This is a genomic window from Sulfitobacter rhodophyticola, from assembly GCF_041281685.2.
Classification (GTDB): domain Bacteria; phylum Pseudomonadota; class Alphaproteobacteria; order Rhodobacterales; family Rhodobacteraceae; genus Sulfitobacter.
This window is the reverse complement of the sequence record NZ_CP166251.2, coordinates 2,298,962-2,314,327: the sequence shown is the minus strand read 5'-3', so window position 1 is coordinate 2,314,327 and position 15,366 is coordinate 2,298,962. Positions and strand designations below refer to the sequence as shown.

The 15,366-nt window shown below is 58.6% G+C and carries 6 protein-coding genes; 5 read left to right on the top strand and 1 reads right to left on the bottom strand.

Annotation, left to right across the window (positions count from 1 at the left end):
* Nucleotides 1-30: 30 nt before the first annotated feature.
* From AB4X18_RS12350 to AB4X18_RS12330, 5 genes are all read left to right on the top strand, one after another.
* A complete protein-coding gene (locus AB4X18_RS12350; RefSeq protein ID WP_432816647.1) occupies nt 31-9,117 on the top strand; it encodes a GAF domain-containing protein in 9,087 nt (3,028 codons plus the stop codon).
* Nucleotides 9,114-9,449, top strand: a complete 336-nt coding sequence (locus tag AB4X18_RS12345; protein ID WP_370400359.1) for an Hpt domain-containing protein — start codon at nt 9,114-9,116, stop codon at nt 9,447-9,449. The genes AB4X18_RS12350 and AB4X18_RS12345 overlap by 4 nt, the downstream gene beginning before the upstream one ends.
* The gene (locus AB4X18_RS12340) at nt 9,442-10,467 is read left to right on the top strand and encodes an adenylate/guanylate cyclase domain-containing protein (protein ID WP_432816646.1); all 1,026 of its coding nucleotides are present in this window, start codon (nt 9,442-9,444) and stop codon (nt 10,465-10,467) included. The genes AB4X18_RS12345 and AB4X18_RS12340 overlap by 8 nt, the downstream gene beginning before the upstream one ends.
* 183 nt (nt 10,468-10,650) lie before the next feature.
* Nucleotides 10,651-11,127: a hypothetical protein gene (locus AB4X18_RS12335; protein ID WP_370400356.1), complete on the top strand. Its 477-nt coding sequence runs from the start codon at nt 10,651-10,653 to the stop codon at nt 11,125-11,127.
* The gene (locus AB4X18_RS12330; protein WP_370400355.1) at nt 11,124-12,059 is read left to right on the top strand and encodes a polyprenyl synthetase family protein; all 936 of its coding nucleotides are present in this window, start codon (nt 11,124-11,126) and stop codon (nt 12,057-12,059) included. The genes AB4X18_RS12335 and AB4X18_RS12330 overlap by 4 nt, the downstream gene beginning before the upstream one ends.
* Here AB4X18_RS12330 and AB4X18_RS12325 read toward each other — a convergent pair.
* Entirely contained in the window at nt 12,016-15,351 is a 3,336-nt protein-coding gene (locus AB4X18_RS12325) for an AAA family ATPase (RefSeq protein WP_370400354.1), read from the bottom strand. The genes AB4X18_RS12330 and AB4X18_RS12325 overlap by 44 nt on opposite strands.
* Nucleotides 15,352-15,366 lie beyond the last annotated feature (15 nt).

The window sequence follows — 15,366 nt, the reverse complement described above, 5'->3', positions numbered from 1 at the left end:
GCAAACAGTCGACAAGGTGTTTCTTAGAACTTGGAACGTAGGCAAGACCTTTCATCCCCCACTGGAACCGGAAATTCCGAAGAGGCGCGGCTTACCCAGGCCGACCTTCAGGCGCAGCTTGCGGCGATGTCGGAAATCATGCAGGTCATCAGCACATCGCGCGATGACGAAGCGCCGATCTTTGCAGCCATTCTGAAAAACGCAAAAGCACTCTGCAATGCCCCCATCGCAGGTCTGATCCTCGCGACCGCCGAAGACGATTGCCAGACGCTCGCGGCCCATGATGGCATTCCGACACAGGCCGTGAGCATGTATGAGAACGGCCAGATGAAGGTCGATCCGACCCTTTCTTACGCAGCCAAATGCGTCGTGGAATGCGAATTGATCGCCTGGCCCGACATGAGGGAGAGCGATCTCTATCGCGCGGGAAGTCCCGTTGTCCGTTCCATGGTCGATGACAGTGATATCCGCAGTGTGATTTTCGTGCCGCTGATCGAGCAGTCGAAGGCGATTGGCCTGATCACCCTGTTCCGCCAGAACGTCGATCCCTTCAGCGACAGGGAAATCGCGCTCGTTCGGACATTTGCCGCGCAGGCGGTGATTGCCATCGAAAACGCCCGACAGTTCCGGGAAGCGCAGACCCGGCTGGAGCGGGAGGCGGCGACCAAGGATGTCCTGTCTGTCATTAGCAAAAGCCGCGACGACGAAACCCCCGTCTTTGACGCAATCCTCAAAAATTCAGCTCGCCTTTGTAACGCGCAATTTGCCGACCTCGACCTCGTTGACCCGGACGGTCATCACCTGCGCGAGGTTGCGACCTACGGCGCTGACGCCCGCAAGGTGCCATCTGTCGAATGGGTCTGGCCAATGGACAGCGACTATCAACATGTCAAGGTTGTCCGCACGGGCGAGACGTCTCATGTAGCAGACATTCGCGACTCTGACCGCTACAGGCACGGCGATCCGATGACCAGGGCTGCCGCTGACGACGAAGAAATGCGCACGATGCTGGCTGTGCCACTGCGCAAGGATGGCGTCGGCATCGGGTGTATCCTTCTGTTCCGGAAGATCGTTCTTCCTTTCAATGATGATGAGATCGGGCTCGTACAGACCTTTGCCGAACAGGCCGTTATTGCCATCGAAAATGCCAGGCAATTCCGCGAAGTCCAGACTCGTCTGGAGCGGGAGGCGGCGACCAAAGAAATCCTGTCAGTCATCAGTCAGAGCCCCGACAATGAAACCCCGGTCTTCCGCGCCATTCTTGACCGGGCCGAACGGTTGTGCAACGCGCAGGGCAGCGGCTTGCAACTGGTCAATGACGCCCGGACGCATTTGCTGATGATGGATTCCAAGGGGGACGACCACGGATCGTTCCCGGTCGGCTTCACCTTTGATCTGAGCGAACCCCTGGGCATGTGCATTGCCGTCAACGAGGGGCGCGTTCTGCAGATCGAGGATATGAAGGATACCGATCTGTACCGGGCGGGCCATCCCGGACGCGTCGCGCTGGTGGACGTGGAAGGCGTACGCACGCATCTCAACGTGCCCCTGATGAAGAACGGTGTGGCTTTCGGCAACATCACCCTCAGCCGCAAGGAACCCAAACCGTTCTCCCCCGACGAAATCGCGCTGGTCGAAACCTTTGCCGCGCAGGCGGTCATCGGCATTGAAAACGTGCGCCAGTTTCGCGCGTTGCGGGCCCAGGTGGAACGCGAGGCCGCGACCGGGGAAATCCTGTCGGTCATCAGCCAGAGCCGCGACGACGACGCCATCGTTTTTGACACCGTGTTGCAGCAGGCCGCGCAGGTATGCGACGCGGATCAGGCGGCCTTGATGATGGTGACGCCCTCCGGCACCCACGGGCGGCTGATGGCGAACTGGGGTCACGAAAGATCCAACCTCAAGCCCGGCATGGAATGGCCCATGGACTCCGGGCTGACGGCCTTTACCGCCGTGCGCAACAACGAGATCGTCAGGATCGACGACTACAAGGATACAGATCTCTACCGCCAGGGCGATCCGACGGCGGTCGAGATGGTCGACGTCGAGGGCATACGCTCGCGCATTTGCGTGCCCATGCGGCAGAATGGCAAGGCGATTGGTGCCATCCTGCTCAGCCGTCGCGAGGTGCGTCCGTTCTCCACTGCGGATATCAACCTGATTGACAGCTTTGCCCAGCACGCTGTCATCGCAATTGAAAACACCCGGCAGTTCACGGCAACGCAGCAGGCGCTGGAACGCCAGACGGCGACGTCGGACATCCTGCAGATCATCAACGAATCGAACACCGATCTACAGCCGATTTTCGACCTGATCGCCAAACGCTCAGCCGAACTCAGCGGTGCGCAGTTCTGCCTTTTGCAGCGCTGCGAAAACAACATGTCGCTGCACCGCGCCAGCTATGGCTTTACGCAGGAAATGCTTGAAAGCGCGCACATCCTCGATCCTATCGATTACAGGATAGGCACCATTACCGGGGCGGTGATGGAAACCGGCGATACAGTGATCTGGGATGATGTTCAGCAGGCCGACTATCACGATCACCAACTGACACGGCAGACGGGCGCGGGCGTCGGTGTGGGCGTGCCCATCCGCACCAGTGACGGCATCTGGGGAACGATCAACCTTTCTTGGGACGCGGGGACGACCCCCAGCAAGGAAAGCCTGCGGCTGGTCGAAACCTTCGCCGATCAGGCAGGCATCGCCATCAAGAACGCCCGTCTGATCCATGAAACGCAGGAGGCGCTGGAGTACCAGACCGCGACATCCGAGGTGCTGGACGTCATCTCGCGATCACCTAATGAGCTGCAACCTGTGCTCGACGTAATCCTTGAAGTAGCCACGCAAATCTGTTCACCACGGACGGCTTATGCTGCGCTGCTGGACCCTGAGGATGGCACGTACAAGATCGCATCTACCCGCAGCATGGATCCCGAATTTGAGGCATTCCTGCGTGATGTCGCTTTTCCGCCTGAGCAGTCCAGTTGCACCGGACGCGCTGCGTTGCTGGGTGAAACCGTCTATATTCCCGACACGGCGAATGACCCCCATTTCGAATGGAAGGACGCCGCTCGAAAGGGCCATTTCCGCTCTGCCCTCGGCACGCCCCTGATCAGGAACGGTCTTGTCGTCGGGGTGATTACCCTTGGGCATGCGGACACAGATGCGTTCTCACGCAAGAAGATCGAACTATTGGAAACCTTCGCCGCACAGGCCGTGATCGCCATCAGCAACACCCGCCTGTTCGAAGAAGTGCAGCAGCGCACGGCGGAGGTCGAAGAAGCGCTTGAGCGGCAGACGATCACCTCCGACATTCTGCGCGCCATCAGCCAGTCCCCGACGGACGTGCAACCGGTGATCGACACGATCGTCAGCAGTGCGGCCCAGATGATCGACTGTGACATGGCGGTCTTTCATCTTCTGGACGCAGACCACTATTGGCCAGCGGCAGGTGCGGCGCGGGGCGGCACGTTGATCACTGAAAAAGTTCAGGAAGGGGCGCGCAAGCTGGCCACGCGCTTTACCCCGGAAGGGATACCTCTGCAGCCTCTGGCTCCGGACATGAACTTCCCGTCGCGCGCAATGGCAACGCGCGAAGTGCAGCAGATCATCGACTGGGTGAACTACGATCTGCCCCCCTTCGAGAGAGAGCGCGGCAAACAGATCGGTGCAACGGGGGCGATTTACATCCCCCTTCTTCAGGGCGGGGAGTGCCTGGGCTCACTCGCGCTCGTCGCAACCACGAGAACCGCTTTCACTGAGCGGGATATCGCGCTTGCGAAGTCTTTCTGCGATCAGGCGATCATTGCCCTGCGCAACACGCAGTTGTTCATCGAAACCCAAGAGGCGCTGGAGTATCAGACGGCGACGTCTGAAGTGTTGGGCGTGATCTCTCGCTCCCCGAATGAGCTGGATCCGGTGTTGGAGGCGATCCTGAGTGTGGCAGCGCGCCTGTGCACCCCACAATATGGATACGCCGCCCTGCTGGATGAGGCGGACGGGTTGTATCACGTGGCCAACACCTATGGTGTGGATGAGGACTTCAAGGCATTTCTGCACAGCAACCCCGTGCGTCCGGTGCATGGCTCCAGCACAGGGCGCGCGGCGTTGCTGTGTGAAACTGTCTACATCAGAAATACCCAGACGGATGAGAGCTACGAGTGGAAGGAAGCCGCCGAAAAGGGAGGCTTCCTCAGCACGCTTGCGGTGCCGCTTATCAAGGACGGCATCTGCGTCGGCGTCATTGCGCTGGCTGATGAACAGGCAGATGCCTACTCCGAAAAGCAAATTCGATTACTGGAAACCTTCGCCGCACAGGCCGTAATCGCCATCAAGAACGCCAGGCTGTTTGAGGAAGTGCAGCAGCGCACCGCCGAGGTGGAGGAAGCACTGGTGCGCGAACAGGCTAGCGCGGAGATCCTGCAGGTCATCAACGAGGCGACCTCGGACCTGCAACCGATGTTCGATCTGGTGGTGCAGAAATCGGCGGAACTGTGCGCGGCTCACTTCTGTGTGCTGGAGCGGTTCGATGGCACCTATTTCCACTTCTGTGCGCAGTACGGTTTCCCCCCCGAAACGGTTGCTTCGCTGCTGGAAGACTATCCGCTTGTGAAATCAGAAGGCCACATGGCGCCTCTGGTGGTCGACAGCGGAAAGGTGGTGCATCTGGAGGATGCGCAGGCTGAAGGGTATTTCAAGCCGGAGCTGGCCAGGGCAGCAGGCTATCGCCGTGTGATGGGCGTGCCTATCAAGGCGGATGGTACGGTCTGGGGCGCGATTGTGATCGGCTGGCCCGGCACGGAGAAACCGCTGCCTGCCAACATTGAAATGGTGCAGAGCTTTGCAAACCAAGCCAGCATCGCCATCGAAAACGCCCGGTTGCTGCGGGAGACGCAGGAACGCACCGCAGAGGTTGAGGAGGCGCTGGAGCGGCAGACGGCGACGTCAGAAGTGCTTGAAGTCATTTCAAACTCCGTCGAAAGCACCCAACCAGTGTTCGACAAAATTCTCGAAAGCTGCCAGCGCCTGATCCCGAGTGCGGAGCTTGCGGTTGTAACGGTTGATTCCCAATCCATGACACATGTTGCGGCCGTCTTGGGGGAAACCGCACAAAAAGTAGCGGATCATACGACGCGCCATGTAACTGAAACGACGATCTACGACGCGCTGACGAAAGGACGTGTCATGCACTACCCGGACGTGCTGAACGGGCCCGGGGTTCCAGAGCCAATCGTTGATATCGCAAAACGCGCCGGGGCGAACTTCTCATTCTTGGTCGCTCCAATGGTTCGGAAGGGGCAGGAAGTGGGCGGTCTGGTGGTTGCACGCCCATTCGGGGCGCAGGGCTGGTCTCCGTTCTCGCAAAAGGAAATGGACCTGCTGCAGAGTTTTGCCGATCAGGCGGTGATCTCGATCCAGAACGCACAGCTGTTCGACGAAACGCAGACCGCGCTGGTCCGCCAGACCGCCAGCGCCGACATCCTGCGCGTCATCAGCGAAACGCAATCCGATCTTGCCCCAGTCTTTGATGCGATCCTAAGTCGGGCGGCGGAGTTGTGCGATGCACCGATGGCCAGCCTCAATATCGTGAATGAGGAACGCACCTATGCCGATCTGGTGGCGCATTACGGTGACAAGCTGGATGTGCTCAAGGTGGGTGAGACAAGATGGGAAATGACACCGGGTCTGTCCAATGCTGACAGCATCCTGAATGGCGTACCGGTCCATATCCACGATCTGAAGGACACCGAGTCCTACCGGCACGGACATGAAGTCAGGCGCATGGCGGTCGACAAGGAAGGCATCCGGACCTTCCTTGCGATACCCCTGATCCACAAGGGGTTGGGGATCGGCAACCTCGCGCTGTATAAGCGTGAGACCAAACCGTTCAGCGCCGATGACATCGCCCTGCTTGAAAGTTTCGCCGATCAGGCGGTTATCGCGATCCAGAACGCGCGGCTGTTCAACGCGACCCAGACCGCCCTCGCCCGCCAGACCGCCAGCGCCGATGTCCTGCGCGTGATCAGCAAATCACCAACAGACACGACACCGGTATTCAACGAGATCGTCCGCCTGGCTTTGTCCCTTGTGTCTTGTGACGAGGCTGTGGTTTTCGGAAAAGACGACAACACGTACTGGGAGGCCGCGGTTGCGCGTTCAGATGGGGCAGACACTGCTGTCAGTGGCAACAGCAATGCCATCGACCCGGACTATGACTTTCCATCCCAGATCTTTGTCAGCAAGCAAATCATGCACACACCGGATTGGAGCGCTGTGAATCTGCCACCGCGTGATCAGGAAATCTACAGAAAGTTGGGCTTCCGGTCCTCCTTCATGTTGCCGCTGTTGCGCGGTGACACCTGCATCGGCGGGCTGGCGTTTATCCGCAAGAAGCAACACGCATTTTCGGAAGACGAGATCGCGATGGCGGAATCCTTTGCGGATCAGGCGGTGATCGCCATCGAAAACGTGCGCCTGTTCAACGAAACCCAGACCGCGCTGGTGCGCCAGACCGCCAGCGCAGACATCCTGCGGGTGATCAGTGGCGCGCAGCATGATGCCCGACCGGTGTTTTATGCAATTGCCGAAGCGGGTATTCGGCTGTTGGACTGTGACGGTGTGTCAGTCCTGGTGCGTGACGGTGATTATTTCTCTCCAATTGCCGGGTACACCCCCGAGGGGCGGCTTGACTCGCTCCGCAGCGATCCTGTCAAAATCGACCCCACCCAGAACTTACCCTCAAAGGCCATTGTATCGAAATCCATGGTGCACGTGGAAGATGTGGCGGAAGGTGGCGTGGGACCACAGGATGTCGAGGTGTTGGAGCGGTATGATATCAGAACCATCCTGTTCCTGCCGCTGATGCGGGACAACGAATGCGTCGGCGTTCTGTCATTCTCGCGAAAAAGCAAACCGCGGGCGTTTTCCACAGAGGAGATCGAACTGGCGCATTCCTTCTGCGATCAGGCTGTCATCGCCATTGAAAACGTCCGGCTCTTTAAGGAAACGCAGACTGCTTTGGCACGTCAGACTGCCAGCGCAGATATTCTTCGGGTGATCAGCCAGTCGCCCAATGACACCACCCCAGTGTTCGAGGCGATTGTGACTGCTGCGACAAATCTGGTCGCCTGCGATGTCGCGTCTGCCACGCGCAGCAATGAATCTGAATGGTGGCAAGTCGCCGTGGCCACACAAGCCGGTCTGCAGGAAGAAATCTTGGAGACCCGCCATCAGATTGATCCGCAGTTGAACTTAATGGGCCGCATGTTGCACAGTAAAAAGGCGATGCACGTGCCCGACTGGACCGCTGTGGACTTGCCGGTGCATACCAAGGGCCTGCATGAGAAACATGGATATTGCGCGTCCTTGTTGGTGCCGATGATGCGAGGGGACGAATGTCTGGGCGCCTTCACCTTCCTGCGCAAGGAAACCCAAGCCTTTACGCAAGATGAAATCGCCATGGCGGAGTCCTTTGCCGATCAGGCCGTCATCGCCATTGAGAACGTACGCCTGTTCAAGGCAGCCGAGGACGCCCGCGCCGCCGCCGAAAAGGCAAACGAAGCCAAAAGCGCATTCCTTGCCACCATGAGCCACGAAATCCGCACACCGATGAATGCCGTCATCGGCATGACCGGGCTGTTGATGGACACCCCCCTCGATGATGAGCAGGAAGACTATGCCCGCACCATCCGCGATAGCGGCGATGCGCTTTTGGGGATCATCAACGAGATCCTCGATTTCTCCAAAATCGAAGCGGGGCAGATGGATATCGAAGACCATCCCTTCGATCTGCGTGACTGCGTTGAATCAGCGCTTGATCTTGTGGCGGGCCGGGCCGCAGAAAAACAACTGGATGTGGCTTATCTCATCGACGATGACGTCCCGCCAGCGATCAGTGCCGACTTGACGCGGATGCGGCAAATCCTGCTGAACCTGCTGTCCAACGCAGTGAAATTCACAGACGAGGGCGAAGTCGTTCTTTCCGTGACATCCCCGAAGGGTGATACCGGGAATTCCTTGCTGGAGTTTACCGTCAGGGATACCGGGATCGGATTAACAAAAGAAGGCAAAAGCCGTCTGTTCCAGTCATTCAGCCAGGCCGACAGTTCCACCACCCGGAAATATGGCGGCACCGGGTTGGGTCTTGCGATCTCCAAGCGGTTGGCTGAACTCATGGGCGGCACCATGTGGGCGACAAGTGGCGGCGCGGGCAAGGGATCCACCTTCCATTTCACCATTCAGGCGAAGGCCGCAAAACTGCCGAAATCAAAGGCGCGCAGCCTGATCGGAGAACAATCCGAACTGCTGGGCAAACGCCTGATGGTTGTGGATGACAACAGCACAAACCTGAAAATCCTGACACTTCAGACCCAGAAATGGGGCACGCAGACAACCGCGTATTCCAAACCTTCCGATGCCGTCAAAGCTGTAAGGGGAAAGGCCGAATTTGATCTGGCCATTCTCGACATGCACATGCCGGAAATGGACGGACTTGCGCTTGCCAAGGCCCTTCGAAAGATGCGCCCGGACCTTCCGATGATCCTGTTCAGTTCGCTCGGATTACGGGATATCGAAGCGGAGAAGGATCTGTTTGCCGCCTTTCTTGCCAAACCCTTGCGCCAATCACAGCTGTTCGACACGCTGGTGACCCTTTTTGCGCCTGATGCGATCCGCAAGGAACCGGCCAAACCAACGGGCAAACCCCAGACCGATCCGGAAATGGGCAAACGCCACCCCCTTCGCATTCTCCTTGCCGAAGACAATCAGGTGAACCAGAAGCTGGCGATCAGGCTGCTGGAACAGATGGGCTATCGCGCCGATCTGGCCAGTAACGGGGTTGAGGCCGTCGAGAGCGTTGCCCGCCAGACCTACGATGTGGTGCTGATGGATGTGCAGATGCCGGAGATGGACGGGTTGGAAGCATCGCGCCGGATCAACGCAGACCACGGGCGCAAAGACCGTCCCAAGATCATCGCCATGACCGCCAATGCCATGCAGGGGGATCGCGAAATGTGCCTCGCGGCTGGCATGGACGACTATATTGCCAAACCCATTCGGGTGGACCGTTTGATTGAGGCATTGCTTGATACGCCGCCGCGACCCAAGGAAAAAACATGACAGACGATCTGATCGACCACAGCGTGGTTGCCGACCTCTCCGACGCGATGGGCGCGGATTTCGCAAATGAGCTCATTGTGACATTCCTGAATGACGCGCCAAACATGTTCTCTGAGCTGAAGGATGCCGTCGCCCGTCAGGACGCAGATGCCTATCGCCGGGCGGCCCATTCGATCAAGTCAAATGCGCAGGTCTTTGGCGCAAACGCGCTGGCCGATCAAGCCCGCGACATTGAGTTGGGCGAACTGTCCGACAGCACAACAGCCGTGGACCGTCTTGAATCAACGTTCGATCAAACCGCGGTTGCGCTCAGGTCCGTGACAGATGACTGACACCAGGGGCCATCTCCTGATTGTGGACGACAACAAAGTCAACCGACTGTTGATGTCGCGTAGTGTTGAACTGCTGGGCCACCGCGCGTCGGTTGCCGAAAACGGCAAGGTCGCGATGCAGATGCTGCAGGAAGAGACCTTCGACATGCTGCTGCTGGATATCGAAATGCCTCAGATGGACGGGTTTGAAGTGCTTGAGGCCCTCAAGGGCGATGCCAATTTGCGCGACCTTCCGGTCATCGTGACATCCTCCGTCGAGGGACTGGACAACATCGTACGCTGTATCGAATTGGGTGCGGACGACTACATCCCGAAGCCGGTCAACAAGACACTATTGAACGCCCGTGTCAGTTCAAGCCTGGAAAAGAAGCGCCTGTATGATGAACAAAAAAGGCTCCTGAAACGGTTCGCGACGGATGAGGTTGCCCGCGATCTGCAGGAATCCGGTTTCGCCATTGGCGGGCGGCGCATCACGGCAACTGTGCTGTTCTGCGACATCCGGGATTTCACCGGGCTTTCGGAACACATGTCACCCGAAGCCACGATTGAGCTTTTGAACACATTCTACACGCTGATGTTCGAAGCCGTCACCAGCCATGGCGGCATTGTCAGCCTGATGGTCGGGGATGGGTTGATGGCTCTCTTCGGTGCACCGCAACCGCTTGAGAACTCGAGCCAATCCGCGGTCTCCGCAGCCGAGGAGATGCTGGGCATGATCGATGTCCTGAACGAAGAACGCGCCGCAACAAACGAAACGCAGCTCAAAGTAGGCTTCGGAATTGCAACCGGTGAGGTCGTGGCGGGATATGCCGGCACGGACGCACGGGCCACCTACACCTGCATTGGCAAAACCGTGAACCTTGCGGCCCGACTTGAAACCCATACCAAGATCGCGAGAGAAGATATTCTTCTGGATCAAAGAACCCGGCAAGACCTGCACGACGGGTCCCGCTGCAAACCGATCCCTTCCGTTGAACTCAAAGGGTTTACCGAGGCGCTGGATATCTTCGCACTCTGAACGCGTGTCCGCCGAAACGCCCAACATCGCCGCTGCAGGTCAAAACCCAGCGATATCAATATCATCTGTTCGCAGTGAATCCGGAGCATTATCGCTATTTTGATGCCAATAACGGCTTTGAACGCTGGCTAGGAACCGGTCAGGTGTGTAAACTCGACGTAAATAACTGACAAAGGCGTGGCGATGAAGAAAGACAAAAGCGCACCGCAAAACGATTTCGGCGACCCGGAATCAACCGAAGATCTCGCTGCTATTTATCTGTCCGCGATATCCAATGTTTTGTCCTCCCTCCGAGACTACGAGGAAAACAACGCCGGTTTCGCGTCGGATGTGATGTATGTCCTTGCTCAGGCTCAGGTGCGCTGGCTGACCTCGGCGCTGCGCTATTGGACGCAGATTGCGACAATCGTCAGCGTTCAGGGCAGCGACGCAATGGATGCTTTGCAGTCCGACGGGTCGGAAGCTTCCGTCGAAGCCCGGCGGCTGATCGTGCTCGACAAGGCCCGTGCCGCCCTGCGTGAGATTTCGGATATGTCGCTGAGTGAAGCCAAGCTGCTGCAACGCGACCTGATGAAGATCGAAACGGACCTGCGCGAAACGCTTGATACCAAGGTGAGCGACCGTGACGCCCCGCAACGCTATGCAAAGCGCAAAGAATGAACAACGAAGGTGGCCGCACGGACTGGATCATTCCCGAGCTTGGGTTCGAAGCGGAGACAGAGGCTCTGCGCACGGCAATCGGCGAATGGGTCAACTCCACACCGGAAGAGATGCAGCCACAGTTGGGTGAACAGTTCCTCGCCGGATCGAAATACTTCCGGCCATTGACAATCTTTGCCTGCCAGACCGCAGTCGCCGAAGATAAAGTCACCCAGGATACGCTTCATGCTGCCGTGGCGCTGGAGTTGTTTCACAACATGACGCTGGTCATCGATGATATCCTCGACCACTCGGATGAACGGCGCGGCAAACCGACGATGCACACGGCTTTTGGCCAGCTTACCGCGCTGATGACGTCTGGGTTCATGGTGGCGGAAGGATACCGGATGGCTGCGCATGACAAGCATGTCGTGGCGCTTCTTTCCGAACTATTGACCCGGTTGGGCGTCGCGGAAGTCCTGCAATGGAACAGCCGGAAACTGCCACGCGGCGTGGAAGACTGGCGCCGGTTGGCACAGGAAGACACCGGGTCCATGTTCGAAGTTGCGGCCTGTCTGGGTGATCGCAGCGAAGGACTGCGCCAGTTTGGCGGGCTGTTGGGTACGCTCTATCACGCGTGCGATGATGTCTCCGACGTGCGCGGCACCGAAGCATTGGGAGGAGGGGGCGAAGAAGACATTCGCGACGGCATCCTGACCTTGCCGGCAGCGATTGCCGTACGTGACCCTGATGTGGCCGAGATGTTTCGCGACCCGAACCCGGAAAACTATGATGCACTGGCCGAAGCTTTCCGCGCCGCATTGCCCGAAGCGGAAGACGAACTTGACCGCATCGCTGATAGCGCGATTGCAGAGGCCAAGAGGTTCGCAAAGAACCCTGAAAAACTGATCATTCTTGTCGAGCGGACGCGCGCCTTGGGGTCCGTTCGCTGATCGGGTCCGCGTTCAGCATCGCCTTGGCTGCCACCAGATCACGGGTGTCGGTCCCTTCACCAATCTGCCCGATCAGCGGTGCGATCAATGCGCGACCGGCCGCATCGTCATCCATTAGCGGGGCAAGACCCAATGCAGCGCGCAATTGCCAGGACAAGGCTTCCTGATCGACCGCCCATGTCTGCGCAGTGCGGTAGTGTTCGGCGGCAACATCCGGCCTTTTCTGGGCCAGTGCGACTTCGGCTTTCACAAGCGCCAATTCGGCGGCGTGACTATGCTCCCCGCTCGTTTCCAATGCGTTGTCAAGCGTGCCAACAAGCGTTGCGGCTTCCTCAACCCGGTCCATCATCATCAGGATCCGGGCATGATTGGCTTCGAAACAGACACCGTGATAGAAAACCCCGGCCTTTTTGCAGGCTGCAATCGCACCCGCGGTCATTTTTTCAGCCTCTTCAACCCTGCCCTGCTGCGCCATGGCACGTGCGCGCCAGATCGACGCCCAAAGGCCAAGAAAGCCGTAACCGTACTCTCCGGCAACTGCCGTGCATTCCGCAGTAAGGTCCATCACGGCTTGCCAGTTGCCGGTCCAGTCATGCACCCGGATGACCCCGTTGGAAAGCGCATAGACAAGTGAATATTTGTCCGGCAACGACCGGGCATAGGCCAAGACATCCTCACCGACCTTCACCGCCTGATCGGGGCGACCCAGGGACCACAAGGCTGCGGCGCGAAAGCATTCGGAAATCACCCTGGGGTCCGCCGCCGACAGACGTGGACCGGGCTGATCCCAGACACCTTGGTCATAAAGCTCCAGCACACGCTCACCATGCCACACGGCATTTCCATAATGGCCGCAATTGAAATGCGACCAGGCCTGCATGCTTTCGGAGTAGACCTCGTATCGGGCATTGCTGCTGCGGGCGACTTCTTCGGCAAGGGTGCCAAACGTTGCGTGACCGCGGCCCACATCCCCCTTCATCGTCTCGTAAGCACCAATTCCATACAAAACCGCAATACGCAGATCGACATCGTCCACATCAACGAAAAGTTCCCGCGCCCGTTCAAACGCCGCTTGCGATTGCGCTGAAGCATAGCTGGTGGCGGCAAAATGCACGACGCCTACGGTGGACTGGAGTTGTAGTTCCTGTTTCGCGCGGTCCGCCGGATCTGCGATCTCCTTCACGTATTCCAGACCGCGCCCCAAATGCGCCAAGGCTTCCTTCATGGATGCCCGCTGCCATGCGGTCCGACCGGCGGTCAGCCAATATTGAACAGACCGACCCCCTTGACCTGCCGCCACGAAATGGTTGGCCACCTGTTCCGGCCCCGCTTTACAGCGTTCGGGAAAAACTGTTTCGAGCGATTGCGCAATCTGGCCATGCAGGTCCTGACGCCGTCGGCGCAACATCGACCGATACGCGGCTTCCTGCAAAAGTGCGTGCCGGAAGGTCCAGCTTTTTTGATCACGCGAGGGCAGCACTAGGTCCGTATTGACAAGCGCATCCAGCGCGTCAGTGATTTCCGACACCGATTTGCCACTGACCTGCGCCAGCAGGTCCACGTCAAATTCACGCCCGATGGCCGCGCCAATCTGCGCCAGTTCACGGCTCTCCCCGATCTTGTCCAGCCGCGCCATAAGACTGTCCTGCAGGCTCTCCGGAACAATCTCCGGATCCTCGGCCTCCAGAACGGTACGGGTCAGCTCTTCGGCAAAAAGCGGCACACCATCACAGCGTTCCAGCAAGGCCGTCCGCTGCTCCTTGGTAAAGCTTTCCCCATCCGTCAGCGTGTCCAGCAGCGCCTCGATCTCGCTGGGTTCAAGCCGTTTGAGGGTGCATACGTCAATATGCTCCCCGACCCAGTCGTGGCTGAATTCGGGGCGGAAGGTCGCCAACAGCAGGATCGGGTGTGCGGTAAGCTTGTCGATGAAACTGCCAAGCAAGTCCAGCGACGACGGATCAATCCAATGCAGATCCTCGAAGTGCAGAACAACAGGCCGCTTGCGGGAGCGTCTGACGATCTGGTCAAAGATCATGTCGACCGTGCGTGTTTTCTGCAAGGCAGGCGAAAGGTTGAGCGGGGGATAACGATCGGTGGGCAAGTTCAGGAAGGCGCCCATCAAGGCGCTTGCGTCTGGCGCCGTCTCATCGTCGTTCCAGATCAGCCGTTCAATCTTGTCCAGCTTGTCATCGGGACTGTCGCCGTCGGAAAACTGCAAAACGGTCTCGATCTGCCTTCGGACCGGATAGAACGCCGTATTGGTGAAATAGGGCGCAGCCTGATAGTTGAGGATCAACGCCCCATCCGTTTCGGCCTGACGCAACACTTCGTGCGCAAGCCTGCTTTTTCCGATGCCCGCTTCGCCAGACACCATGAAGACACGCCCGTTCCCCGCCTTGGCGGCGTCCCATGCCGCCAGCAACCGTTCGCATTCCTCTGCACGTCCCACCAACGGGCTGAGCGCTTTTTGCCCCGCCCCGCGATAAAAGCGCTCCTGCGATTGCGATTCAGAGATGACGCGCCAGGCGCGCTGACCGGGTTCAAACCCCTTCAGACTGACGTTGTCCAAAGCCTCGCACACAAATAGGTTCTTCAGGAGCGCGTGGGTGTTGTTGCCCACGACGATCTGGCCGGGGGCCGCAAGCGTCTGCAACCGGGCGGCCAAATTCGGCGTTTCGCCCGCAACGGCCGAAAACTCCTCGACCCCGTCTCCATAAAGATCACCCACCACCACGATCCCGGTCGCAATGCCAAGCCTCACTTCCAGCTGATTACCATCCACCGGATCAAGCGCGGCGACAGCCTGCACGATATCGAACCCCGCCCGGCACGCCCGTTCGGCGGCATCTTCCTGCGCGATGGGATAGCCGAAATAGATCAGAACGCCATCGCCCAGATACTTCGCCACATGTCCACCGGCCTGCGTGACAACCTGCGAAACTGTCTCTTGATACAATGTCATGAGATCGCGATAATCTTCCGGATCAATCCGCGCGGAAATCGCGGTGGAGCCGACGAGGTCGCAGAACATGATCGTCAGGTGACGGCGCTCAGCCGTGGAAACATTGCTCAGCGCATCACTCGGCTTGGGCTTGTCCGGCGCGTCCGCCAGGCTGGCAATCGCCTTCATGATCTTGAGCCGGTGACCCAACACCGTAACGCCGATTTCCTTCAGGTGACCGGCGGTCAGTTCGCCCAACACCTCCATATCGATGCCATTCTCTTCGAACATATCGGCGTATTGCGACAGGCCAAGGTCGCGCAGCAGGGTATCGATTGTCGTCTGTACCATCAGTGCTCCTTGGCG

Coding starts and splice junctions, on each gene's coding strand:
- AB4X18_RS12345 (WP_370400359.1), top strand. CDS start 9,114: ATGACAGACGATCTGATCGACCACAGCGTGGTTGCCGACCTCTCCGAC.
- AB4X18_RS12340 (WP_432816646.1), top strand. CDS start 9,442: ATGACTGACACCAGGGGCCATCTCCTGATTGTGGACGACAACAAAGTC.
- AB4X18_RS12335 (WP_370400356.1), top strand. CDS start 10,651: ATGAAGAAAGACAAAAGCGCACCGCAAAACGATTTCGGCGACCCGGAA.
- AB4X18_RS12330 (WP_370400355.1), top strand. CDS start 11,124: ATGAACAACGAAGGTGGCCGCACGGACTGGATCATTCCCGAGCTTGGG.
- AB4X18_RS12325 (WP_370400354.1), bottom strand. CDS start 15,351: ATGGTACAGACGACAATCGATACCCTGCTGCGCGACCTTGGCCTGTCG.